The following is a 24020-nucleotide window of genomic DNA, read 5'->3' on the forward strand; positions in this document are numbered from 1 at the left end:
TGCGTCCCCCTCTCCCCGCTTGCGGGGAGAGGGCCGCCTGCACCTCGTCGTGCAGGCAGCGAGCGGAAGCGAAGGTGAGGGGGCTTCGACGGGCGTGACATCGTCGGATACGCCCCCTCACCCTTGGCTGCCGCCTCGCCGCGCCGACGACGAGGTCGTCGCAGCCCTCTCCCCGCAAGCGGGGAGAGGGGATGCGCGGGCCGTCGCTGCGCGCGTCCTTCGGACCGCAGCACTCCTCGCCCTCACGACATCCCTCACCGCCTGCGTCGTCGGCCCCGACTACGCCCGCCCCTCCGTCGAGACGCCGCTGGGCTTCAAGCAGGGCGGCGCCCGCGAGGACGGTGCCGCCGACGTGGCGGCCCGCAAGAACTGGCGCCCAGCCGCGCCCAACGACGGGGCCGAGCGCGGCGACTGGTGGCGGGTGTTCCGCGATCCCGCACTCGACCGGCTGATCCGCCTCGTCGACGTCGACAACCAGTCCTTGCGCCAGTCGGTCGCCAATTACCGGCAGGCCCGCGCCCTCGTGGAGCAGGCCCAGGCCGCCCTCTACCCCACGGTGATCGGCGCGCCGAGTATCACCCGCTCGCGCACGGGCGGCGCCGAGCGCACCAGCGTCTCGATCCAGGGACAGGCGAGCTGGGAGCTCGACCTGTTCGGGCGCATCCGGCGCACCATCGAGAGCGAGACCGCCCTGGCGCAGGCGGACGCGGCGACGCTCGGCCTCGTGCGGCTCACCATCCAGGCGGAGGTCGCGAGCAACTACCTGTCGCTGCGCTACGCCGATTCGCTCCAGCGGGTGCTCAACGCCAACGTCGAGAACTTCAAGCGCACGCTGGCCATCGCCGAGAACCAGTACGCGGCCGGCGTCGCCGCGCGCTCCGACGTGATCACCGCGCAGACGCAGGTGCAGAGCACGCAGGCCGCAGCCATCGCCGTCGCGCTGACGCGGGCGACCTACGAGCACGCCCTGGCCACGCTGATCGGGCGCCCGCCCTCGGAGCTGTCGCTGCCGGTGGCGCCGCTGGCCGCAAACCCTCCCGCGGTGCCGGTCGGCATCCCCTCCGCCCTGCTGGAGCGCCGCCCCGACGTGGCCCAGGCCGAGCGCAGCGTCCAGGCGGCGAGCGAGCAGATCGGCGTCGCGGTGGCGGCGCTCTACCCCAGCGTGCAGCTCTCGGCCTCGGGCGGCCTCGCGGGCCTGACGCGCAACGGCCTGCTCTCGGCGGCCAACCAGGTCTGGTCGGTGACGGCGGCGGGCAGCGAGGTGCTGTTCGACGGCGGCGCGCGCTCGGCGGCGATCACCGCCGCGCGGGCGGCCTACGACGCCGCGGTGGCGAACTACCGGCAGACGGTGCTCACCGCCTTCGCCGAGGTCGAGAACGGGCTCGCCGGCGTGCGCATCCTCGCCCGCCAGCAGGTGGCGCAGGACGAGGCCCTGGCCTCGGCCCGCCGCGCGGTCGAGATCACCCTCAACGAGTACCGCGCCGGCACCCAGAACTTCACCACCGTGGTCACGGCCCAGGCGCTGGCGCTCAACAACGAGGTCGCCGCGCTCCAGGTGCGGCTGTCGCGCTTCACCACCGCCGTCGGCCTGATCCGGGCGCTCGGCGGCGGCTGGGACGCGCGCGCGCTCCCGAGCGATGCCGAGCTGAAGGGCCCGCGCCTGCCGATCGACCTGTCGCCGGCCGTCCAGCCGACCGAGTGAGGCGGACGGCTCGGGGCGCGAGGCCGCGCCCCGTCCCTCCGGTCAGGCGGCCCGGCCCGCGCGCGCGCCGTCGGCGAGGCCCGGTTCGGGCGGGCGCCCCGGCGCGTCGAGCCACCGCCGGCGCAGGCGCGCGCAGGGCCGCTCGACGGCGGCCTGCATCAGCGCGCAGAACGCCAGCGTCGGCGGCAGGCCGGCGGCGATCAGGACGAGGGGTCCCGAACCCGGGCGCAGGTGCTGGATCAGCGCGATCACCGTCGGGTGGACGAGGTAGAAGCTGTACGACCACAGCCCGAGCCGGCGCATCGGCGCCGAGCCGAGCCAGCGCACGAGCGCGCCGCGCCCGTGGAGGAGCGCCGCGAAGGGTACGAACAGGGCCGCGCTCTGCACGGTGTAGCGCAGGCTCTCGCGGAAGGCGGGGTCGCGGACCGCCAGCGTAGCGAGGATCACGAGGCCCGCCGCCGCCACGTGCCAGGGCTTCGGCCGCCAGGCACGGTCGCCCGGCACGACCGGGTTGTTCCACAGGCCGAGGCAGCAGCCGAACAGGATCGCGTCGATCCGCGTGTGCGTCCAGGAATAGTTCAGGCTGTAGTCGGCAAGCCGCCAGACGTTGAGGCAGCGGACCGCGAGCACGAGGCCGCAGACGGAAAGGCACGCGAGCGCCGCCCGGCCGGGCGACCGGCGCCCGAGCCAGAGCGCGAAGGCCACCGGGAAGGCGAAGTAGAAGTGCTCCTCGATGGCCAGACTCCAGAGCGGTACCGGCAGCACCCGCTCGGTGCCGAACAGGGCGGGATAGTTCGTCAGGAACGTCGCCTGCCCGAGCACCGCCACGGCGTCGACATGCATCCAGTCGAGGAGACCGAGCCCGTAGAGCAGGCCGGAGACGGCGAGCGTCAGGTACATCGGCGGCAGGATGCGCAGGGCGCGCCGCAGGTAGAACGCGCCGAGCGACACGCCCCCGGTCGCCGCCCGCTCGATCCGAAGCAGGGTGGTGATCAGGTAGCCGGACAGGAAGAAGAACACCGTGACGCCAAAACCGCCGGGCACGACGTGGCTCAGCCCGCAATGGGCGAGGTAGACGATCAGGATCGCGAGCGCCCGCACCCCGTCGAGCTGCGGCAGGTCGGGCATCGCGGCCGGGATCTTCGGGGCGGGGTCGAGGGCTGGGATGGCGGGGCTCCATGAGATTCTGGACGATCGCATGGGAGCGGAAATTTTTCGTGCCGCCCATCCGCATCGGAACCGGAGCGGGTGCGACAGGGAAGGATGCATGCCATCGCCGGAAGCCCCGGCCTGCCCCTCCCCCCTTGCGAAGCGGGTCGGGCGACGACCGCGCGCGTCGGCGAAGGCCGCCGTCGCACAGGGGATTGGTAACCCTCCCCTCGCATCATCGCGCCCGGAACCGCCGCGGCGCGGAGCCGAGACCGGGATTCGCGTGATGTTCTCGACCGCCTTCCTGCGCGCGGGCCTGTCGCCGCTGGCGCTGCTCGCCGCCTTGAGCGCCGCGGCCGCGCAGGGCGCGCCGCCGCCCGCTCCGGTTCCCGCTCCCTCGCCCCTGCCGGCGCCGGCCCAGCCCGCACCGGCCTCCGCGGCGCTACCGGCCCCCGCCGCCGCGGCCGCGGAAAGCCCGAGAAAGCCGGCGCCGGAACTGGTCTATGCCGCCGTCTCGGCCGATCCGGTGCCGACGCTGACGGCAAGAACCTTCGTCGAGACCCTGCGCGCGGCCGAGCGTTACCAAGCCTTCGCCGAGGCCGGCGGCTGGGAGCCCCTGCCGGAGCACGTCGTGTGGAAGCCGGGCGCCGCCAACCCGGCGGTCCCGGCCCTGCGCCACCACCTGACGCTGACCGGCGACCTGCCCGCCGACGCAGCCCCGAGCGACCGCCTCGACGCCGCGCTGATCGCGGCGGTGACCGCGTTCCAGGCTCGGCACGGCCTGCCCGAGACCGGGCTGGTCGGGCGCCTGACCCTGGCCGCCCTGAACGTGCCGGCCGGCGTCCGCCAGCGCCAGCTCGCGGCCTCGGCCGCCCGGCTGATGGGCTCGAAGTTCCCGTTCGGCGACCGCTACGTCGTGGTCAACATCCCCGCGGCCACCGTCGAGGCGGTGGAGAACGGCACGGTCGCGCGCCGCTACGTCGCCGTGGTCGGCAAGCCCGACAAGGCGACGCCCGCCGTCGAGACGCGGATCACCGACGTGAACTTCAACCCGACCTGGACGGTGCCGGCCTCGGTGGTGAAGAACGAGATCATCCCGCGGATGCGGAAGGAACCGGGGTATCTCGCCAAGAACCACATCCGCATCCTCGGCCCCGGCGGCGTCGAGGTCGATCCCACGGCCGTGAACTGGAACACCGAAAAAGCCGTGAGCTATACGCTGCGCCAGGATGCCGGCTTCGACAACGCGCTCGGCCAGGTGCGGATCGACATGCCGAACCGGTTCGCGGTCTACATGCACGACACGCCCTCGAAATCGCTGTTTGCGCGCACCATCCGCTTCCACAGCCACGGCTGCGTCCGCGTCGGCGGCGTGAAGGCGCTGGTCGGCTGGCTGCTGCAGGGCGTCGAGGGGCCGAACGGCCCGGGCTCGTCCTGGGGCCCGATCGAGATCGAGACCGGCATCGCCGACGGCGAGCGCCGCGACCTCAAGCTGGTGAGGCCGGTGCCGGTGACCTTCGTCTACCTCACCGGCTACGCGGGCGCCGACGGCCGGGTGCAGTTCCGCGACGACATCTACGGCCTCGACGCGCCGGGCGCCCCGGTGCCCTCGGCCGCGACCGAGCCCGCGGCCACTGGCTCGGTCGCCCCGCGCCCCGCAATCCGGCCGGCGAAGGCCGGGCAGCACCCGCCGGACGCCGCAGACCTGAAGCCCGCGGTCCCGGCCGCGAGCCGGCCGCGCGCGCCGCGGCCGCCCGGCTCGATCCAGGACTGACCCGCTCCGGCCCGGAACCGCTCGGCGCGCCCCGGAACAATCGCGGCCACCGTTCATTTCCGCCGGGAGTGGGACGCCGGAGCCGGCCGAGACGGGCCGGCGGCGAACCCCCGCGATTTTCCGAACGGAGCGACCCCATGGCGAAGGCCAAACCCGGCAGCCGCATCGAGAGCGACCGCCTCAACACCCCGACCGACCTCGACCCGAACGACGCGCGCAAGATCGCCGAGGGCCTCACCGTCCTGACCTCGGACCTGTTCGCGCTCTACATCAAGACCAAGAACTTCCACTGGCACATGAGCGGGCCGAACTTCCGCGACTACCATCTGCTGCTCGACGAGCAGGCCGAGCAGATCTTCGCGATCATCGACGACGCGGCCGAGCGCGCGCGCAAGATCGGCGGCACCGTGCTGCGCTCGCTCGGACAGGCGAAGTCGCTCACCCGCGTCCCCGACAACGACGCCGAGTACGTCTCGCCGCTGGACATGCTCAAGGAGCTGCGGGACGACAACAAGGCGCTCACCGCCAACATGCGCGACCTGCACGCGGTCACCGACGAGGCCGACGACGTCGCGACCACCTCGAAGCTGGAGGAGTGGATCGATCAGTCCGAGGAGCGGACATGGTTCCTCTACGAATCCACCCGCAACGCCAGCGACGGCGGCCACTGACGCCGACGGCCCCGCACCGACCGGTGCGGGGCCTTTTTTCATGGCCGCCCGCGCCGGCGACCTTTCCGGCTCCATCGGAGTACGCACGCGATAGGCGCGCCCTGCGAGGACGCGGTGCTCATGGATCGGCCGGGGACGCGACCTCCAGTTCCAGCCGCACCTTCACCACCCCCATATCCTCCGGGTCGCGCGCCTGCACGAAGCCGAGCCGCTTGCACACGGTAAGCATCGCCCGGTTCTCGGCCAGCACTGTGCCCTCGACGAAGCGGATGCCCTCGGAGCGGGCCCAGTCGAGCATCAGGCCCATCAGGGCGAGCGCCAGCCCGGTGCCGCGGGCATCCGAGCGGACGAGGATCGCGTATTCGCCCGCGACCCCGTCGGCATCCGCGTGCAGCCGCACCGCGCCGAGCATCCGTTCGCCGCCGCCCGCGGCCGCGTCGGCCGCCAGCGCGACGAAGGCGATGGCGCGGGCGTAGTCGAGCTGGGTCAGGCGGGCGAGGAAGGCGTGACTGAAGTCGCGCACGGGGGCGAAGAAGCGCAGGCGCACGTCCTCCGGGTCGATCCCGGCAAAGAACACGCGGAAGGTCGGCTCGTCCTCGGGGCGCACCGGCCGCACCGCGACGGTACGGCCCTGCAGCCGCAGCGTCCGCACCCATTCGGACGGGTACGGGCGGATCGCGAAGCGCGGATGGCCGCCCGACGCGCACTTGGCGCTGGCCCCGAGGCGGACGCGGGCATCGAGCGCCAGGACGCCGTGCTCGTCGGCGAGCAGGGGGTTGATGTCGAGCTCGCGCACCGCCGGCAGGTCGGCGGCGAGCTGGGCGAGCTTCACCAGTGTCAGCGCGATGGCGCCGACGTCGGCGGCCGGCACGTCGCGATAGGCCGACAGCCGCCGCGCGACGCGGGTGCGGGCGATGAGATCGCCCGCGAGCGCCAGATCCAGCGGCGGCAGGCCGAGCGCCCGGTCGTCGATCACCTCCACCGCGGTGCCGCCGCGGCCGAACACCACCACGGGGCCGAAGACCGGGTCCTCGGCCAGGCCGGCGATCAGCTCGCGGCGCTGCCCCCTGCGCACCATCGGCTGCACCGCGAAGCCCGTCACCCGCGCGTCCGGCCGCTCGCGCCGGGCGCGGGCCAGGATCGCGCGCGCGGCGTCGCGCACGTCCTGCTCGCTCGTGAGGTCGAGGTGTACCCCGCCGATGTCGGACTTGTGCACCACGTCCGGCGAGACGAGCTTCAGCGCCACCGCGCCGCCGCCGGCGATGATCGGCCACGCCGCCGCCGCCGCCGCGTCGATGTCGGGGGCGAGCGTCAGGGGCACGGTGGCGATGCCGTAGGCGGTAAGCAGCCCCGAGACCGCGACGGGATCGAGCCACGCCGCGCCCGCGCGGAGCGCGGCCGCAACGATCGCCTCGGCGCCCTGCCTGTCCGGCGCGAAGTCGCGCGGCAGGGAATCGGGCGTGCGCATCAGGTCGTCCTGCGCCTCGCGGTAGCGCACGAGGTGGAGGAAGCCGTCGATCGCTTCGGACTCGCCGGAGAAGTTCGGGATGCCGGCGCGCGCCAGGATCGCCCCGGCCGCCTCGCCGTACGACACCGCGAAGACGGGTTTCCTGCGCGCCTGTCCCTTCTGCGCCTGTCCCTCGCGCGCCTGCGCCACCGTGTCGGCGACCGCCCGCGCCACCGAGGCTGCGTCCGAGCGGGCGGTGGGCACGTGGATCGCCAGCACCGCGTCGCTCGCCCGGTCCGCGAGCATCGGCGCCAGCGCCTGCGCGTAGGCGGCCCCGTCGGCCCCGATGCCGAGATCCGTGCCGCCGCCATCGGCCGGCGTGCCGCCCCGGTCGGCCAGCCGGTCGGCGGCGAGCAGGCCGATGCCGCGGCCGTTGGCGAGGATCGCGAGGCGCTGGCCCCGGAACGGGCGCTGCCGGCCGAGCGTCTCGACGGCCGAGAACATCGCGTCGAGGTCCGGCACCGCGAGCAGCCCGGCCCGGCGGAAGGCGGCGTCGTAGACCGCGTCGGGCTTGGCCAGCGCGCCGGTATGGGTCTCCGGGGTGCGGCCGTCGCGGGCGTGGCGGCCGGCCCGCAGGACCACCACCGGCTTGGTGCGGGCGGCGGCGCGTGCCGCCGACATGAAGCGGCGGGCATCGCTCACGCCGCCGAGGCAGAGCAGGATGGCGCGGGTGCGCAGGCAGTTCGCGAAATGGTCGAGGCAGTCGGCGATGTCGACGTCGCAGGCGCTGCCGAGTGCCATCACCGCCGAGAACTCGGCGCCGTGGCGCGCGCCCCACTCGACGATCGCGCCGGCCACCGTGCCCGATTGCGAGACGAGGGCGAGGTCGCCCGGCGCCGGGGCGCGGGCGAACAGGCTGGCGTTGAGGTTCCGGCCCGGCACGGCGAGGCCGGCGCTGTCCGGCCCGAGCAGGCGAAGGCCGTGCTCCCGCGCGATCGTCTTCGCGCGCGGGCCCGGATCGTCCGGGCCGCTGCCGAGGCACGCGGTCAGCAGGATCGCGGCGCCGACACCCGCCCGCCCGGCCTCGGCGACGACCGACGGAATGCTCGCCGGGGGGCTCGCGACGACGACGAGGTCGGGCACCGCGTCGAGGTCGGCGATCCGCGCGACGCAGGGCAGGCCATCGACGACGGCGTGCCGCGGGTTGACCGGCCGGACCGGACCGGCGAACCCGGCGGCACGGATGTTGTCGAGGACCGCGCGTCCCAGCGATCCGGCACGCTCGCCAGCGCCGACGACGGCGATCGAGCGCGGCCTCAGCAGGGCGTCGAAGCGGTAGGTGCTCACGCCCGGCCCGGAGGGTCCGGGTACCCGGTCCCGCGGGTCAGGCCCGGCCCGGCGGCGGGGCGAGGACCAGGGTCTCGTGGGTGGGGAACACCCGCGGCCAGTTCATCCGCTCGGCCAGCGCCAGGGCGGCCGGGACGGTGATGCCGCGATCCAGCGCGACCCGTTCGATGCTGATCCAGTCCGCCTGCATGATCAGTCCGCCTACATGACGAGGGACGTCCGTGACGGCCGAACGCGGCCGAGCGACCGCGGTTCCGAACCCGCGTTGCGGAGGGCTGCAGGTTGAAGGCCGGCGCAGTGCGGCGATCGTGGAGACTTCAATCCCAGGCTGCATCACGGCGAAGGTATTGGCACGGGCCGGCACACCTCGGCCGAACATGCCCGCGACTTCCGAGGCTAAGGCCGCCTAGGCGCCGGCCTTTGTCAGTGGAACCGGGACGAGCGAGGCCCCGGATCGGCCTCGTATCCCGCAGCGGCGATCCTATGCTGCGTGTCCCACGCAGTCGTTAAACTGCGGGAACACGAAAACAGACCTTGCGTCCCGCGTTTGGATGTCAGACACCATGATCGTCTCGCTTGGACATGCTGGGCTCGGCCGAAGTTTGCCTTCGCTTGCGTCGCGCTGATGCCGCTCAGGCCGATTCAATGCGCACGGGGAAATGATCGATGACGACCGACGACGGCGCGCCGGACTACATTGCCTTGACCGTGGAGATCGTGTCGGCCTTCGTGAGCGAGAACGCCATCCCGGTTCCGGAATTGCACGGGCTGATCGGGTCGGTCCACGCCACGCTGACCCGGCTCTCCGGCGCTGCCGCCCCGGTGAAGGTCGAGGCGCCGACGCCGGCGGTGTCGATCAAACGCTCGCTCATGCCCGATTTCATCGTCTGCCTGGAGGACGGCAAGAAGTTCAAGTCGCTCAAGCGCCACCTGCGCACCCGCTACGACATGACGCCCGAGCAGTATCGCGCCAAGTGGAACCTCTCGGCGGACTATCCGATGGTGGCGCCGAACTACGCCGCCGCCCGCTCCGAACTCGCCAGGAACATGGGCCTCGGCCAGAAACGGCGCAAAGCCCGCGCGAAGGCCCCGGTCGAGGCCGAGGCACCGCCCGCCCCGCGCCGCGCCGGCGCCTCGGCCGGGGCCTGAACGAACCGGTCTGCGGGCGCGCGCGGATCAGGGCGGGCGCGTCCACAGCTTTTCGGCCAGCCCGCGCGGCGGATTCAGGGATCGGGCAGGGCCCGGTGCGATGGCTGTCCATGAGGTCCGGCCCGCGGGGAGCCGGCAGCGTGAGGCGTCATCCATGCCCGGCCAGCCCAGCCTGGTGGCCCGCCTGTTCTGGACGGCGGTGGTCGGCGGCGGCGCGTGCCTCTGGTACGGGCGCGCCGGCTTCGCGCTCGCCGGCCCGGCGCTCGGCTTCGTGCTGCTGCGCCACCTCGGCCGGCCGCGGCGCTTCCGCGCCCGCGTGCGCCGCCTCGGCCGGCGCCACGCCCGGACGCTCGCCCTGCGGCGACGCCAGGAGAGCTTCCGCGACGCCTACGGCAACCACGTCCGCGACGGCTGGCTGCGCGAGCGCGACTACTTCGTCGCGCGCACGGTGGTGCCGGACCTGGCGGCGCACGGGTTCTCGGACCTCGCCGAGGTCCGGCGCGACGAGATCCTGGCGATCGTCGAAGGCATCGCGGCGTCCGTCGCCCTGCCGGAGGAGGACGGGGCGCCGGAGGACGGCGTGCGCTACGAAGCCTTCTGCGCCGCGCGCCTGAGCCGGGCCGGCTGGCGGACGCACCCGACGCCCGCGAGCGGCGACCAGGGCGCCGACATCGTCGCCGAGCAGGGCACGACCCGCCTCGTGGTCCAGTGCAAGCGTTACGGCCGGCCGGTCGGCAACGCCGCGGTGCAGGAGGCCGCCGCCGCCGCGCGCTACTGGTCCGGCGACATGGCGGCGGTCGTCTCGAACGCCGGCTTCACCCCGGCCGCCCGCAAGCTCGCCGCCGCGACCGGCGTGCTGCTGCTGCACCACGACGACCTCGACGATCTCCGCCCGGTACGCGGCGCCCGCGCCGCGCACGCGTGAGCTGGCGGGTCCGTCGCCCCTGCCGGCGAGCCCGGGACCGGCCGCGTGCCGCAGGCGGCCTCGTTCCGAGCGGGCTCCGTTCGGCATCGCGCATCGGCATCGTCCGGGCTGGCGGCGATGCCGTGATGCGGCGGCGCCATCGATCGCACGACGACCGGCGGCCTCCGAGCGCGTTCCGGTGTGCCGCGACCCTGCGCGCCGAACTCGGCATCCCGGACCCGCGCCTCACCGGGAGGCGTTCCGTCCCGATGACGGCCGTGGGTTCGCGACCGCCGCGGGTCGCTGCCCCAGGCGCGAAAACGCCCCGGCCTGTAAGGCCGGGGCGCGCGTGGATTCACTTCATCGCAGACGCGGTCGAAGGCCCGCCGGAGCGGTTACGCCGCCTTCCGCACACCGAGCTCGGAGGCCTGACCCTCGATCGCCGGCGCCCGGCGCGCGCCGTTCGTGGCGATCTCGATGCGGCGGGGCTTCTTCGCCTCGGGGATCTCGCGGACGAGATCGACGTGGAGGAGGCCGTTCTCCAGCACCGCACCCGTCACCTGGACGTAGTCGGCGAGCTGGAACCGGCGCTCGAAGCCGCGCGCGGCGATGCCCTGGTGCAGGATCTCCGTACGCTTGGCCGGGTCGGCCTGGCGCTCGCCCTTCACGGTCAGCGCGTTCTCCTTCATCTCGATGGAGAGGTCGGCCTCGGTGAAGCCCGCCACCGCGATGGTGACGCGGTAGGCGTTCTCGGCGGTGCGCTCGATGTTGTAGGGCGGGTAGGTCGGCACCGCGTCGGTCGCCACGAACTGGTCGAGGGCCGAGAACAGGCGGTCGAAGCCGACGGTGGAACGGTAGAGGGGGGCGAGATCGAACTGACGCATGGAACATATCCTCCGTGGAGCAACATGCCGGTTGAGGCTATGGTCCGCCCGAGGGCCGGACCGGTCTCGTGCCGCCTGATCGGCCGGCACGACCCGAATATCGGCAGGGGGCCGCATGCGTTCAAGAGCCCGACCCGCGGATCACGGGGTGCGACCGGATGCCGCGATGCTGACCCTGGCGGATACCCCCGGGAACCCGGTGCCGCCCGGCGGCACGGTGATGACGGTCGGGACGAGCGACGACTGCACCCTTCGCGCCGCACGCTGGCAGCCGACGGCGCGGACCTGCAAGGGCACGGTCTGCCTGCTCCAGGGGCGGGCGGAGTTCATCGAGAAGTATTACGAGACGATCCGCGAACTCCGCGCCCGGGGCTTTGCCGTCGTCGCCTTCGACTGGCGCGGCCAGGGTGCCTCCGACCGGCGGGTCGACGACCCGCACAAGGGCCACGTCGAGAGCTTCGACGATTACCGCCTCGACCTCCTGGCGATCCGGGACGCGGTGCTGGTGCCGCTGATGCCGGACCCGCATGTCTGCCTCGCCCATTCCACGGGCGGCTGCGTCGCGCTCACCGGCGCGCTGGAGGGCTGGCTGCCGTTCCGGCGGATCGTGACGGTGGCGCCGATGCTGTCGATCCGGATGGTGCGCTGGCCGGCCTTCGCCGCGGTGGCGACGCGGGCGCTGCGGCGGCTCGGCCTCGGCAGCCGCTATATCCCCGGCGGCGGCCCGACCTCGATCGCGACGAAGCCCTATCCGAACAACCGGCTCTCGCGCGATCCGGCGCGCTACGCCCGCAACGCCGCGGCCGCCGAGGCGGTGGGGGCGGGCGCGGTGGGCGACCCGACCATCGCCTGGACGGCGGCGGCCTTCCGGGCGACCGCGCGGCTGGCCGATCCGCGGGTGCCGCCGCGCATCGCCACGCCGACGCTGATCGTCGCCGCCGGCGCCGACCCGGTGTGCAGCACGCCGGCCGCCGAGCGGTTCGCCGCGCGCCTCAAGGCCGGCCACATCCTCGTGCTGCCCGATGCCCGCCACGAGATCCTGTCCGAGCGCGACGCGATCCGCGCCGACTTCTGGGCCGCCTTCGACGCCTTCGTGCCGGGCAGTCCCGTGCGCGCGCCGGAGGCCGCGGAGCGCCGGGCTGCGGCCTCCGCGACGGCGTGAGGGGCGTGCCGCCGCACGATCGTGCGGGCGCGGGACCGGGCGGCCCCGCGCCGACCGCTCAATCCGCCCCGGCCCCGAGATCCTTGGGCCGCACGAACCGCTCCAGGCGGCCGGTCCGGCCGACCGCGCTCCAGTCCTCTCCCGCGAACGTGATCACCGCGAGGGCGGCGGTCGGGAACCCGCCCGCGAGCCGGTTGCGCGCCTCCCGCGGGCCGCTCGCGACGAGGCTGTCGGCCAGCGCCTCGATGCCGGGGTTGTGGCCGACCAGGATCAGCGTCCCGGCCTCGGCGGGCGCCGCGCGGACCGCGTCGAGCAGCGCCTCGGGCGCGGCCTCGTAGATCGCGGGCACGATCTGAGTGGGGACCCCGCCCAGAGCTTCGGCCGCCGCCTCCCAGGTCTCCCGCGTGCGCTGCGACGGTGAGATCAGGGCAAGGTCGGGCTGCAAGCCCTCCGCGGCGAGGTAGGCGCCCATCCGTGGCGCCGCCGCCCGGCCGCGCGCGTCGAGCGGTCGGTCGAGGTCGGGCACGCCCGGCGGCCGGTCGGCCTTGGCGTGGCGCAGCAGCAGCAGCAGGCGGCGCATCACGAGAACCCGACGATCGGATGGGGTGCGTACAGGCTCTCCAGCGCCGCGGTCTCGTCGGCGGTGAGCACGAGGTCGAGGGCGGCGGCGGCGTCGGTCAGGTGGCCGGGCTTCGAGGCGCCGACGATCGGGGCGGCGACCTCGGGCTTGGCCGCGACCCAGGCGAGCGCCACCTGCGCGCGCGGCACGCCGCGGTTGGCCGCGATCTCGGCGACCTTGGCGATGATCGCGCGGTCGGCCGCGGCCGCCGCATCGTAGAGGCCGCGGCCGACGTCGTCGCTGTCCTGCCGCGCGGTGGTGGCGTCCGGATCGCGCGTCAGCCGCCCGCGGGCGAGCGGGCTCCACGGCAGCACCGCGATGCCCTGGTCGCGGCACAGCGGCAGCATCTCGCGCTCCTCCTCGCGGTAGAGCAGGTTGACGTGGTTCTGCATCGTCGCAAACCGCGTCCAGCCGTTGAGGTCGGCGGTGAACAGCGCCTTGGCGAACTGCCACGCGTACATCGACGAGGCGCCGATCGTCCGGGCCTTGCCCGCCTTCACCACGTCGTGCAGCGCCTCCAGCGTGACTTCGATGGGCGTGTCGTAGTCCCAGCGGTGGATCTGGAAGAGGTCGACGTACTCCATCCCGAGCCGCGTCAGGCTGGCGTCGATCGCGGCGAAGATCGCCTTGCGCGACAGCCCGCCGGCATTGGGCTGGGACGTGAGCGGGAAGTAGCACTTCGTCGCGACGACGAGGCTGTCGCGGTCGCCGTAATCCCGGAGTGCCCGGCCGACGATCTCCTCGCTGGTGCCGTCGGAATAGTAGTTCGCCGTATCGAAGAAGTTGATGCCGAGGTCGAGCGCCTGCCGGATCAGCGGCCGGCTCTCCTCCTCCGGCAGCGTCCAGGGATGGGGGCCGCGGTCGGGCACACCGTAGGTCATGCAGCCGAGGCACAGGGCGGACACGTCGAGGCCGGTGCGGCCGAGCTTCTTCATCTTCATGCGGCCTATCTGGGCGCGCGAAGCCGGATGGCCAGGGTCGGCCGGCCGCTCAGCCGCCCCGCCCCTCGCGCCGCATCATGAAGGCGAGCTTCTCGAATAGGCTCACGTCCTGCTCGTTCTTGAGCAGCGCCCCGTGCAGCGGCGGGATCAGCTTTCTTCCGTCGCGCTCCCGCAGCGTCTCGGGCGACACGTCCTCGGAAACGAGGAGCTTGAGCCAGTCCAGAAGTTCCGAGGTCGAGGGCCTCTTCTTCAGGCCCGGCACCGCGCGGGTCTCCAGGAACACCCGCAGGGCCTCCTCGACGAGGCGGTGCTTGATGCCGGGGTAATGCACCTCGACGATCCGCGCGAGCGTCTCGGCGTCAGGGAACGCGATGTAGTGGAAGAAGCACCGGCGCAGGAACGCGTCCGGCAGTTCCTTCTCGTTGTTCGAGGTGATGATGACGACTGGGCGGCGCTCGGCGCGCACCGTCTCGCCTGTCTCGTAGACGAAGAACTCCATGCGATCGAGTTCGGTCAGCAGGTCGTTCGGGAACTCGATGTCGGCCTTGTCGATCTCGTCGATCAGCAGCACCGGGCGCGTCGTGGCGGTGAACGCCTCCCACAGCTTGCCGCGGCGGATGTAGTTGGAAATCTCCGAGACGCGCGGGTCGCCGAGCTGCGAGTCGCGCAGCCGCGAGACCGCGTCGTACTCGTACAAGCCCTGCTGCGCCTTGGTGGTCGACTTGACGTTCCACACCAGCAGCCTGGCGCCGAGCCCCTTGGCGATCTCCTCGGCGAGCACCGTCTTGCCGGTGCCGGGCTCGCCCTTCACCAGCAGCGGGCGCTCCAGCACGATTGCGGCGTTGACAGCCGCCGTGAGGTCGGGCGTCGCGACGTAGGAGTCGGTGCCGGTGAATCGCATCGGGCGTGGGTGTCCTGGGCGGCGCGTTCGTCACAGGACATACGGCGAAGGCGGAGCGCGGACAACACGGGCGCCGTCCCGCGCGGGCATCGCCGCTCAGGCGAGCGCGGTGTCGGACGGCTCGCTGTCGGAGGGGCGGGCATCCTCGGAGCTCGGGCGCCCCGTCCCGGGCGCCACCGTGGTGGCGACCGGCTCGCAGCGGATCGTCACGGTGTCGCCGTCGATGGTAAAGCGTACGTCCATCGCCGCGGCCCGCGCCACGAGGCCGGCATAGTACGGCAGAATGCCGTGGGCATCGACCGCGCCGTTCTCCGGCGTGCCGGCGATCAGCGCCTCGACGTGCGGCGGGATGCGCGCGTGCGAACCCTTGGCCGTGAGCACCAGGGTCGGCGCCTCGCCGTCACCCGCGACCTTGACGTCGAGCAGGCCCCCGCGCGGGATCGCGCCGGTGGCGATCATCACGAGGTTCAGCAGCAGCTTGACCTTGTTCTTCGGGTAGAGCGCCACCGGCGCGCTCCAGGCAAGCTGCGTCTTCTCGTCGGCGAACATCCCGCGGGAGACCTTCTCGGCGTCGGCCAGATCGATCGAGGCACCGGCCGATCCCGCCGCGCCGAAGGCGATCCGGGCGAATTGCAGCCGGGCCGAGGCGTGGCGCGCGCTCTTGCGGATCAGGTCGAGGGCGAACTCGCGCATCGACGCGTCGTTGTCGTCCTCAAGCACCTCGAGCCCGTTGACGATGGCGCCCACGGGGCTGATCACGTCGTGGCAGACGCGGGAGCACAGCAGCGCCGAGAGGTCGAGCGCGTCGAGGGTCACGGGGATCATGGCACGCTCCGGGCGTTTTTTGATGTTCGGCGACGCGGACTCGGCGGCCGGCCGCCGGCGCGGCCTTGCCCGCACGGATAGACGCCACGTCGGGCTTTGCAAAGCGTTACGGGCCGCGGCGGACGGCTTCGGACGCCCGCAAACGGAGGTTGGAAGGTACGAGTCCCGGGTCGGGTGAGATGCGTATCCCCCGGTCCCGGGTCCCGCGCAGGAGCGTGCGCGTCGCTCCCGGAAGAACCCGCATCCGTCGAGAACCGACCAGGGCTTCCGACGATCACTCGATCCGCACGACCACGCTGTCGCTTGCACCCGTCGCGTCGAGCACCGAGATCCGCGCGAAGCCGGCGCCGTCGGGCAGCCACTCGGACTGGCGCCGGGCGGAATCAGCCACCGGCTGGCCGCCGACCATCCAGGTCAGCGGCGGCACCCCGCCCAGCGCCTTGAGGGCGAGGCCGGGGCGCGGGCCTTCCTCCGACAGGCCGAGGTCGATCCGGGCGCCGTCCGGCGGGTAGGCGATCTTCAGGGGCGCGGTGTTGGTAGCCTCGAGCGTCCTCGGCGCGTCCCTGCGGATGTGGCGCAGGGGCGGCGGCAGGCCGGCGGTGGTGGCGACGAGCGCGTCGCGGGCTCGCGCCACCGGCTCGGGCTCGCCGCCGAAGCGGGAGAACGCGTCGAACAGGATCGGCGCGGCGACCGTGCGCCCGACGAGGCCCGGCACCGCGGCGCCGTCCGGGCGCCCGACCCAGACCGCGATGGTGACGCGCCGGTCGAAGCCGACCGCCCAGGCGTCGCGGTAGCCGAACGAGGTCCCGGTCTTGTAGGCGATGCGGCCGGAGAGCGCGTTCTCCGGCGGGGGAGCGCCGCGCAGGATGTCGGCGACGTACCACGCCGCCACCGGCTCCGCGACCGCCCGCGACGGCGTGGACGGCGGGACCCGGTCGGCCCGGTGCCACAGGTCGGGCACCGCGCCGCCGCGCGCCAGCCCGGCATAGAGCCGCGCGAGGTCGGTGAGCGTGATGCCCAAGCCCCCGAGCGCCACCGGCAGGCCGGGCGCGGCGTCGCGCGGCAGCAGGATCGCGGCGCCGGCCGCCCGCAGGCGCGCGACGAAGCGGGCGGGGCCGACCGCCTCCATCAGCGCCACCGCCGGCACGTTGAGTGACAGTTGCAGCGCGCGCCGCGCCGTGACGGTGCCCTGGTAGGTCAGGTCGAAGTTCTCGGGCGCGTAACTCGCCGCGTAGCGGGCCGGGCGGTCGTCGAGCAGCGTCTCGGGGTGCGCCAGCCCCGCCTCGAACGCCTGCGCGTAGATGAACGGCTTCAGCGCAGAGCCCGGCGAGCGCACCGCCAGCGTCATGTCGATGGCGCCGCGCCGGCTCGTGTCGCGGTAGCCGGCGCTGCCGACCTGGGCCAGCACCGCGCCGGTCGCGTTGTCGAGCGCCAGGATCGCCGCCGACAGGCCGGGGCCGGCGGCCTCCGCCCGCTCGGTGGCGAGCCGTTCCAGGCCCGCCTGGAGCCGGCCGTCCAGCGTCAGGCGGATGACGGACGCGCCCGGGTCGGCCGCGACCGCTTCCTCGGCGGCGTGCGCGGCCACCATCGGAAACGCCTCACGGACCTGCGGCATCGGCTCGGCCTTGGCGGCGGCGGCCTCCGCACCGCTGATCACGCCGCGCGACGCGGCGATGTCGAGAACACGGTTCCGTGCCCGGCGGGCCTTGGCGGCGAACCGGTCCGGCCGGCGGCCCTCCGGGGCCTGCGGCAGGGCGACCAGGAGGGCGGATTCGGCAAACGACAGCCGGGCGGGCTCGCGACCGAAATAGGCGAGCGCCGCCGCCCGCACGCCCTCGACCGGGCCGCCGTAGGGGGCGAGCGCGAGGTAGAGTTCGAGCACCCCGGCCTTGCCCAGCCGCCGCTCCAGTTCGACGGCGCGCACCATCTGCCGAAGCTTTGCCGCGAGCGAGCGCCCAGGCCGCGGCTCGACGAGGCGGGCGACCTGCATCGACAGGGTCGAGCCGCCGGACACGATCCGCCCGTGCGCGAGCCATTGCCACGCCGCCCGCAACGTCGCCGCCAGATCGATGCCCGGGTGGCTCGCGAAGCGGCGGTCCTCGTAGGCGGCGAGCATCGCGAGGAAGCGCGGATCGACCGCCGCGGGGCTCACCGGCAGCCGCCAGCGCCCGTCCGCGGTGGCGAAGGGGCGCAGCAGCGTGCCGTTTCTGTCCATGACGATGGTGGAGCGAAGGCTCGCCTGCGTCAGGTCCAGGGGCGGGAGGGCGGCGGCGAAGCACCAGAGGGCGAGGAGGGGGAGTGCGACCGCGATTGCGATGACGCCCACCAAGCGGCGCGCGGTCCCTCCCCCCTCTGCGGGGGAGGGTGGCCCTTGCGTCAGCGAGGGTCGGGAGAGGGGAGCGCCGTATCCGGAGAGGTCGCTCCCCTCTCCCGACTTAGCTCGCGGGCCACCCTCCCCCGCAAAGGGGGGAGGGAGAGGCGCGCGTGTCGCCACCTACTTCGCCGCCCCGATCTCGACCGAGCCGAACGCCGTGCGTCCGAAACGCTCGGGCCGGTACATGTCCTCGATCGTGGCGCCGGGATGCACGTAGGTGCCCGGCGAGACAGCGCGCACCGTGTAGGCCGCGGTGAAGAAGGCCGACTGCTCCGGGCTTCGGTCGTAGGCGGCCACGAACCGGTCGTCGCGGAACTCGGTGTGGACCGGCTGGACGTCGCTCTTGGCAAACGCCAGCCCGGTGAGCGCGTCGGCATCGAGCAGCTTCGGGTTGTCGATCTCCAGGCCCGCGGGCAGGCGGTCGACGAGCAGCAGGCGACCGGCGCTGGCCTTGGCTTCCGTCACCTTCAGCACCACCACGAGGCGGTCGTTCTGGCGGATGCCGCGGGCGGGGTCGACCGCCGCGCCGTCGAGGCGATGATACGTCCGCTCGATCGCGTAGCCGCGGGACTCGGCCGGCTCCGCCGCGACCGGGTTGCCGGAGACGCCGACCACCACCTGCACAGCCGCGCGGCCGGTGTTGACGACCGGGATTGGGCGCGCGTCGAGCGCCGCCGCCCCGTAGCTGCGCGCGAGCGGGCCGGCCTGCGCCACCCCGTCGACGGTGAAGGCGAGCGCCTCGGCTTCCTTGGCCAGCCCCTGGGCGGCGAGCACCATCCAGGCGTTCTCCTGGGTGCTGGTCGGGCGGCCCGACGCGCGCTCCTCGCCGAGCACCGCGGAGACGGGGCTGAGCGCGCTTTGCGAAAAACCGGTCTCGGCGGCGAGCGCCAGCAGCCCGGCGCCGTCGCGCAGGCGCGAGCCGTAATCGGCACGGTAGCTCTGCCGGTCGCGGTCGGAGCGTAGCGCGTCGAGCGCCGCGTCCATCGCCCTGGCGGCGCGGCCGCGGTCGCCGAGCAGCGCCAGCGCCGCCGCGATCTGCGCGCGGCCCAAGGGCGTGGAGAACGCCGCGAGCTTGGTGTCGGCGAGGTAGCGCAGGTCCCCCATCACCGGGCGGCCGTTGCGCGCGAGCACGTAGGCGGCATAAGCCAGATCCGTGCCGCCGTCCCGCACCTCGGTGGTGTTGGCGACCGCGTTGCGCAGGCGGTCGAGCGCCTGCGCGAACGCCGCCTGCGGTACGGCAAAGCCTCGCTCGCGCGCGCGGGTCAGGAAGTCGGTGACGTAGGCGGCGAGCCAGAGGTCGTTGCCGCCTTGGGCCGACCACAGGCCGAAATCGCCGCTCGAATCCTGGCGCGACAGCACCCGCTCGATCGCCTCGCGCACGCGGGCGTCCACCGTGTCGTCGAGCGCGAGCTTGTCCTGCGCCGCGAGCCTGTTGACGTAGAGCAGCGGCAGCGCCCGGCTCACCACCTGCTCGGAGCAGCCGTAGGGGTAGCGGTCCAGCGCGAGCAGCAGCGCCGGCACGTCGATCCCCGGGAGCGCGGACGCCGCGAGCGAGACCGTGCCGGTGCCGGGCAGGATGTCGGAGAGCAGGTCGCCCGAGACCTCCAGGCTCGCGCCCGGCGCCAGCGTGCGCACCGCGCGCCGCACCAGCGCGCCGGTGCCGGGCGAGACGGCGAGGGCGAAGCTCTGGCCGACGCCGCCCGGCAGGCCGGGCCCGGACAGGCTCAGGTCGAGCCGCGCGAGGCCCGGCCCGGCGGCGGTGATCGGCACGACGAGTTGCCCCTTCGCCCCGGCCTCCAGCCGCATCACCGTATGCACGGCCTGCGCCCCGACCAGCACCGGGCCGGACAGGTCGAGATCGACCGTGTAGTCGCCCGCCTGCCCCTCGACGTTGTCGAGCGCCAGGAAGACGCGCGAGCGGTCGCCGGCGTTGAGGAAGCGCGGCAGCGTGCCGGTGACCACCACCGGATCGCGCACGATCACGTCGGCGCTGGCCTGCCCCACGCGGGTGCCGCTCCAGGCGGTGACCATCACCCGCGCCGTGCCGTTGAAGGCGGGCACCGGGAAGGTGACGCGCGCGCTGCCGTCCGGCGCCACGGCGATGACGCCCGAATAGAGCGCCAGCGGCGCCTGGGTCGGCGGGGAATCGGCCAGTTCGCCGCCCGCCCCGTCGCCGCCGGAGCGGATCGCGCCGAGCGTGCCCTGCATCCCGTCGATCAGGTATCCGTAGAGGTCGCGGACCTCGTAGCCCAGCGCCTTCTGGCCGAGGAAGTGGCCGACCGGGTCCGGCGCCGCGTAGCGGGTGAGGTTGAGGATGCCGACATCGACCATCGCCACCGTGACCCGCGCCGCCTCGCCGGCCCGGAGGCCCGCGAGGCGGATCGGCAGGGTGAGGTCCTGCCGCGGGCGGGCCTTCTCGGGGGCGTCCACCGAGACGGTCAGGGCCCGCGCGCCGCGATCGACCGAGAACCACGCCAGCCCGAGCGCCCGGCCGGGCAGGCGCCTGGCCGCCTGGTCGAGGGGCCGGTAGGCGGTGGCGACGAGGTAGGCGCCGGCGCCCCATTCGGGCTTGACCGGGATTTCCACCGTGGCGCCGCCCTCCGGCACCGCCACGTCGAGCACGTCGTGGATGCGGTCGCTCACCACCGCGACGGTGGCGGTGCCGCGGAACGTCGGGTTCAGCCGCGCGCGGAGCGTGTCGCCCGCGGCGTAGGCCGCCTTGTCGAGGGTGAGGTCGAGGAGGTCGGGAACGTCCGCCGTCTCCGAGCCGCCCCAGCCGACGCTGAACGTCACGCTCGCCGCGGCCGCGGGCTGCCCCGGCACGCCCGCCTCCAGCCGGTACCTGCCGAAGCCGAGCGCGGCGGCGACCTTTCCGGGTGCGTCGGCCTTCAGGTCGAGGGTGCCGTCGGCCACGCGGCGCACCGCCTTCACCGGCTCGAACGACCAGCGCCCGTCGGCGCGGTACCATTGGTAGGTCTGCTCCAGGCGCGACAGGGTCCAGGTCACGCCCGCCTGCGCCAGCCGCGTCCCGTCCGGCCGGGCGAAGGCCACGTCGAAGCCCGCTGTGCCGCCGACGGGAAGGTCGTCGGAGAACCCCTTGCGGATCGCCAGCACCGGGCCGTCGGGCAGGATCGGCAGGGTGAGGCTGCGCGACAGCGCCCGGCCACCGGGCTCGCCGACCGCGAGCGTGATCCGCGCCTCGACCGGGCGCGGCGCGGGCAGCGCCTGCACCGGGACCGTCACCACCGCCTCGCCCCCGGCGTCGGTGGTGGCGTGCGCCTCGATCTCCTGCGTACTCGCCTCCACCGCCTCGTCGTCGAGGCCGACCGAGAAGCCCTCCAGGCCCCTGATGCCGCTGGTCGCGGCCGCCTGCACGGTGACGCTGCCCGACACGTCGAGGCCGGAACCGGCCGCGCCGTAGAGGTAGCGCACGGCGACCGCGACGCGGGCCGCCTCGCCCTTGCGCAGGGCCGGCCGCTCGGGCTTCAGCGTCACCTCCAGCCGCTCGGGGACGTAATCCTCCACCAGGAACGACGCCTCGCCGACGGCGGGCGCCTTCGGGTCGGTGAAGGCCGCGATCCGCCACGTGCCGTGCATCGCGCCCGACAGCAGCGGCAGCGACAGCGAACGGCCGCCGAGCCCCTGGTCGGCCACCGAGACCCGGCGGTACTCGACCCCGTCCGGTCGCTTCACCACCAGGGTTAAGGCTAAGCCCGGCACGGCCCGGCCCTGGCCGTCGCGGAGCAGGCCGGTGATCTGCACGGTCTCGCCCGAGCGGTAGACCCCGCGCTCGGGGAACACGTAGGCCTCGATCGCGCCCGCGTCGGCCCGGCCCTTCACGCCGCGGTCGGTCAGGTCGAAGGCGGCGAGCGCGAGGTCGAGGAAGCCGTAATCGTCGCCGACCTGCGCCACCACGAGCCCCGGCGCGATGCCGCCCTCGCCCCGCGCCAGCCCTGGGTCGAAGGCGGCATGACCCTGTCGGTCGGTCCTCTTCGTCGCCAGAACCTCGTTGTTGCGGGCGATCAGGCGGATTTCGGCGTCCGGCACCACCTTCGCGCTGGCGAGCGAGCGCAGGAAGACGTGGACGCCGTCGCGGCCCTTGAAGGCGGTGAGCCCGAGATCCGAGACCACGAACCACTGCGTCGCCTGTTGTTCGTAGCCGTCCTCGCCCTCGGAGGCCGAGGCGGTGCCGCTGACTTGGGCCAGCATCACGTAGATGCCGGGCTCGAGCTTCCCCACCGCCTGGAGCACCGGGAAGGCGGTGACCGCCTCCTGGTTGAGCTCGACCTTGGCCGTGTCGAGCGTCCCCTTCCACACCCGCACGCCCTTCTGCTCGGCGATGGTTTTGGCGGTCGCCCCGTTGAGCTGGCCGAGAAACTCCTCCGAGCGCAGGGACGGGAGGAGCCCGCGGTCGCCGATGCGCAGCACTTCCACGTCGAGCCGGGGCGCGTTGACCGAGACCAGCGGCACGCCGGCCTGGCCCGTGCGCGGCAGGACGTAGTTGCGGCCGGTGAAGTGCACCTGGGGTGCGCGGTCGCGGACGTAGACCTCGTAATCGGCCGATTTCAGCAGCGTCTCGCCCACCGACGAGGGCAGGCCCTGGCGCACGACGAAGGCGTAGCGTCCGCCATGCCTCAGCCCGTCGACGCAGACCTGGGCGCCCTCCGCGGTGACCGCGGCGTTGGTCGCGCCCGAGACGGCGACGAAGGGCGAGAAGTCGGCCTTCGCGGCGACCGCCTCCGAGAAGGTGAAGCAGACCCGCGGCGCGGCGGCGTCCGAATCGACCTTGTAGTCGAGGATGCGGAAGCCGTGCTCGGCGCGCAAGGCCTCGTAGGTCTCGCGCACCGCGGGCGCCTCGCTCAGCGCCAGGCTCGCCGCGTAGGCTTCCAGCGCCGGGCGCCACGCGGACTGCCCCGCCTGGATCGCGCCCAGCAGCGCCAGGGCCTGGCCCGCCTCGGCCGCCGTCCTCGCGCGCTGGTAGCCCTGGTAGGCGGCCGCCGGCGCACGGGCGCGCAGGCGCGCGCGGCCCGCGTCGTCCTTGTTCTCGTCGTCGCCCGCGACCGCGTCGGCGGCCCGCGCGTAGCCGAGCCAGGCTTGCGCGTCGGAGGGGTCGGCCGCGACCGCGGCGGTGAAGAGCGGCACGGCGTCCGCCGCCTTCTCCCCGGCGAGCAGCGCCTCGGCGGCGCGCCGGGCCTGCGCGGCGGGCTTGAGGGATGCCCCCGCCTCGCCCTTCAGCGACGCTTCGAGCCGGACGGCGGCGCTCGCCAGCCCCTCGCGCACGAATGGCCTCGGAAACGCCGCCGCCGGCTTCGCGACGGTCCGCGCGGCGGGCGTCTGCGCCTGCGCCGCCGATGGCGCCGCGACGAGACAGAGGCCCGCCAGCACCCCGACCCGGAGCCCGAACCTCGACGATCGCGCCATTGCCCCGCCCCTTGCGCAACGCCGCCTCGGAGGCCGGCCCCAAGGGGGACGGCGATTCGCGAACGTCGGCAGCCTTCGGCCGGACGGTAGCACCTGCCGCGGGCGCGGCAATGGCGGATGCGATCGGGTACGACGCGCCGGCCTGCTCTCCGGCGCGCGACGCGTCCCGCCATTGCCACGGCGACGCGCGGGGCCTAGCTCGTGCCTGCCCCCGAGAGGGCCGGCGCCGGAGCGGTCTCCGGCGCGCGCACCATCCGTCGGAGACGCAACGCCATGATCCGGACCCTCGTCCTGCCCGTCCTCGCGCTCGTCGCCGGCACGGTGCCGGGCCACGCCATCGAGGTCGTGAAGTCGATCGACGTCGCCGCCCCGCCCGCCAAGGTCTGGCAGACCATCGGCGAGTTCTGCGGCATCGGCGACTGGCACCCGGCGATCGAGACCTGCGCGCCCTCCGAGAAGGACGGGATGAAGCTCCGCACCCTCTCGCTCAAGGGCGGCGGCACCCTGGTCGAGGCGCAGGTCTCCCGCGACGACAAGGTGATGCGCTACACCTACACCCTCGTGCAGGGGCCGTTGCCGGTCGCCGACTACACCTCGACGATCGCGGTCGCCCCGGAGGGCACCGGCTCGAAGGTGAGCTGGAGCGGGAGCTTCGGCGCCAAGGGCGTCCCCGACACCGTCGCGCAGGACGCGATCTCCGGCATCTACGAGTCGGGGCTGAAGGCGATCGCCGACAAGTCCAGGTAGCCG

At 73.9% G+C, this 24020-nt stretch carries 17 protein-coding genes; 7 read left to right on the top strand and 10 right to left on the bottom strand.

The window, feature by feature from the left end:
• Positions 1-94: 94 nt before the first annotated feature.
• On the top strand, positions 95-1702 hold the full coding sequence (locus ACFE86_RS00695; RefSeq protein ID WP_375453395.1) for an efflux transporter outer membrane subunit: 1608 nt from the start codon (positions 95-97) through the stop codon (positions 1700-1702).
• Between the two features lie 42 nt (positions 1703-1744).
• On the opposite strand, the gene ACFE86_RS00700 is transcribed toward ACFE86_RS00695, so the two are convergent.
• A complete protein-coding gene (locus ACFE86_RS00700; RefSeq protein ID WP_375453396.1) occupies positions 1745-2830 on the bottom strand; it encodes an acyltransferase family protein in 1086 nt (361 codons plus the stop codon).
• Positions 2831-3137: 307 nt separating this feature from the next.
• Here ACFE86_RS00700 and ACFE86_RS00705 point away from each other — a divergent pair, with 307 nt between their 5' ends.
• Both ACFE86_RS00705 and ACFE86_RS00710 read left to right on the top strand, forming a co-directional pair.
• Positions 3138-4625 (top strand): L,D-transpeptidase family protein, encoded by a 1488-nt coding sequence (locus ACFE86_RS00705; RefSeq protein ID WP_375453397.1) that lies wholly within the window; start codon positions 3138-3140, stop codon positions 4623-4625.
• Positions 4626-4762: 137 nt separating this feature from the next.
• On the top strand, positions 4763-5296 hold the full coding sequence (locus tag ACFE86_RS00710) for a Dps family protein (protein WP_375453398.1): 534 nt from the start codon (positions 4763-4765) through the stop codon (positions 5294-5296).
• 118 nt (positions 5297-5414) lie between these two features.
• Here ACFE86_RS00710 and ACFE86_RS00715 read toward each other — a convergent pair whose 3' ends face one another.
• Positions 5415-8090: a bifunctional acetate--CoA ligase family protein/GNAT family N-acetyltransferase gene (locus ACFE86_RS00715; RefSeq protein ID WP_375453399.1), complete on the bottom strand. Its 2676-nt coding sequence runs from the start codon at positions 8088-8090 to the stop codon at positions 5415-5417.
• A gap of 37 nt (positions 8091-8127) precedes the next feature.
• Positions 8128-8280, bottom strand: coding sequence for a hypothetical protein (locus ACFE86_RS00720; RefSeq protein ID WP_375453400.1), 153 nt, complete (start codon positions 8278-8280; stop codon positions 8128-8130).
• Positions 8281-8756: 476 nt separating this feature from the next.
• Here ACFE86_RS00720 and ACFE86_RS00725 point away from each other — a divergent pair, with 476 nt between their 5' ends.
• On the top strand, positions 8757-9239 hold the full coding sequence (locus ACFE86_RS00725; RefSeq protein ID WP_375453401.1) for a MucR family transcriptional regulator: 483 nt from the start codon (positions 8757-8759) through the stop codon (positions 9237-9239).
• Positions 9240-9393: 154 nt separating this feature from the next.
• Positions 9394-10164: a restriction endonuclease gene (locus ACFE86_RS00730; protein WP_375453402.1), complete on the top strand. Its 771-nt coding sequence runs from the start codon at positions 9394-9396 to the stop codon at positions 10162-10164.
• A 374-nt stretch (positions 10165-10538) separates the two neighbouring features.
• Here the strand turns inward: ACFE86_RS00730 and ACFE86_RS00735 are convergent, their stop codons facing one another.
• A complete protein-coding gene (locus ACFE86_RS00735) occupies positions 10539-11027 on the bottom strand; it encodes an Hsp20 family protein (RefSeq protein WP_375453403.1) in 489 nt (162 codons plus the stop codon).
• Positions 11028-11193: 166 nt separating this feature from the next.
• Between ACFE86_RS00735 and ACFE86_RS00740 the strand changes: the two genes are divergently transcribed.
• A complete protein-coding gene (locus ACFE86_RS00740; protein WP_375453404.1) occupies positions 11194-12189 on the top strand; it encodes an alpha/beta hydrolase in 996 nt (331 codons plus the stop codon).
• 58 nt (positions 12190-12247) lie between these two features.
• On the opposite strand, the gene ACFE86_RS00745 is transcribed toward ACFE86_RS00740, so the two are convergent.
• The 6 genes from ACFE86_RS00745 to ACFE86_RS00770 all read right to left on the bottom strand — a co-directional run bounded on the left by ACFE86_RS00745 (position 12248) and on the right by ACFE86_RS00770 (position 23270).
• Positions 12248-12769: a histidine phosphatase family protein gene (locus ACFE86_RS00745; RefSeq protein WP_375453405.1), complete on the bottom strand. Its 522-nt coding sequence runs from the start codon at positions 12767-12769 to the stop codon at positions 12248-12250.
• A complete protein-coding gene (locus ACFE86_RS00750) occupies positions 12769-13749 on the bottom strand; it encodes an aldo/keto reductase (protein ID WP_375453406.1) in 981 nt (326 codons plus the stop codon). Before ACFE86_RS00750 ends, ACFE86_RS00745 begins: the two co-directional genes overlap by 1 nt.
• A gap of 49 nt (positions 13750-13798) precedes the next feature.
• Positions 13799-14650 carry an AAA family ATPase gene (locus tag ACFE86_RS00755; RefSeq protein ID WP_375453407.1) on the bottom strand — a complete coding sequence of 284 codons (852 nt, stop codon included), beginning with the start codon at positions 14648-14650 and terminating at the stop codon, positions 13799-13801.
• Positions 14651-14746: 96 nt separating this feature from the next.
• Complete coding sequence (gene chpT, locus ACFE86_RS00760) at positions 14747-15475, bottom strand: histidine phosphotransferase ChpT (protein WP_375453408.1); 729 nt, start codon at positions 15473-15475, stop codon at positions 14747-14749.
• Between the two features lie 274 nt (positions 15476-15749).
• On the bottom strand, positions 15750-17792 hold the full coding sequence (gene pbpC, locus ACFE86_RS00765; protein ID WP_375453418.1) for a penicillin-binding protein 1C: 2043 nt from the start codon (positions 17790-17792) through the stop codon (positions 15750-15752).
• 177 nt (positions 17793-17969) lie between these two features.
• Positions 17970-23270, bottom strand: coding sequence for an alpha-2-macroglobulin (locus ACFE86_RS00770; protein WP_375453409.1), 5301 nt, complete (start codon positions 23268-23270; stop codon positions 17970-17972).
• 273 nt (positions 23271-23543) lie between these two features.
• On the opposite strand from ACFE86_RS00770, the gene ACFE86_RS00775 reads away from it, so the two are divergent.
• Positions 23544-24017 carry an SRPBCC family protein gene (locus ACFE86_RS00775; RefSeq protein WP_375453410.1) on the top strand — a complete coding sequence of 158 codons (474 nt, stop codon included), beginning with the start codon at positions 23544-23546 and terminating at the stop codon, positions 24015-24017.
• Positions 24018-24020 lie beyond the last annotated feature (3 nt).

The sequence above is a fragment of the uncultured Methylobacterium sp. genome, assembly GCF_964244095.1.
GTDB lineage: Bacteria > Pseudomonadota > Alphaproteobacteria > Rhizobiales > Beijerinckiaceae > Methylobacterium.

Bases quoted from the DNA above. Each gene is read 5' to 3' on its own strand.
- ACFE86_RS00700 (WP_375453396.1), bottom strand. From the start codon at position 2,830: ATGCCCGACCTGCCGCAGCTCGACGGGGTGCGGGCGCTCGCGATCCTG.
- ACFE86_RS00705 (WP_375453397.1), top strand. From the start codon at position 3,138: ATGTTCTCGACCGCCTTCCTGCGCGCGGGCCTGTCGCCGCTGGCGCTG.
- ACFE86_RS00710 (WP_375453398.1), top strand. From the start codon at position 4,763: ATGGCGAAGGCCAAACCCGGCAGCCGCATCGAGAGCGACCGCCTCAAC.
- ACFE86_RS00720 (WP_375453400.1), bottom strand. From the start codon at position 8,280: ATGCAGGCGGACTGGATCAGCATCGAACGGGTCGCGCTGGATCGCGGC.
- ACFE86_RS00725 (WP_375453401.1), top strand. From the start codon at position 8,757: ATGACGACCGACGACGGCGCGCCGGACTACATTGCCTTGACCGTGGAG.
- ACFE86_RS00730 (WP_375453402.1), top strand. From the start codon at position 9,394: ATGCCCGGCCAGCCCAGCCTGGTGGCCCGCCTGTTCTGGACGGCGGTG.
- ACFE86_RS00735 (WP_375453403.1), bottom strand. From the start codon at position 11,027: ATGCGTCAGTTCGATCTCGCCCCCCTCTACCGTTCCACCGTCGGCTTC.
- ACFE86_RS00740 (WP_375453404.1), top strand. From the start codon at position 11,194: ATGCTGACCCTGGCGGATACCCCCGGGAACCCGGTGCCGCCCGGCGGC.
- ACFE86_RS00745 (WP_375453405.1), bottom strand. From the start codon at position 12,769: ATGCGCCGCCTGCTGCTGCTGCTGCGCCACGCCAAGGCCGACCGGCCG.
- ACFE86_RS00750 (WP_375453406.1), bottom strand. From the start codon at position 13,749: ATGAAGATGAAGAAGCTCGGCCGCACCGGCCTCGACGTGTCCGCCCTG.
- ACFE86_RS00755 (WP_375453407.1), bottom strand. From the start codon at position 14,650: ATGCGATTCACCGGCACCGACTCCTACGTCGCGACGCCCGACCTCACG.
- chpT (WP_375453408.1), bottom strand. From the start codon at position 15,475: ATGATCCCCGTGACCCTCGACGCGCTCGACCTCTCGGCGCTGCTGTGC.
- ACFE86_RS00770 (WP_375453409.1), bottom strand. From the start codon at position 23,270: ATGGCGCGATCGTCGAGGTTCGGGCTCCGGGTCGGGGTGCTGGCGGGC.
- ACFE86_RS00775 (WP_375453410.1), top strand. From the start codon at position 23,544: ATGATCCGGACCCTCGTCCTGCCCGTCCTCGCGCTCGTCGCCGGCACG.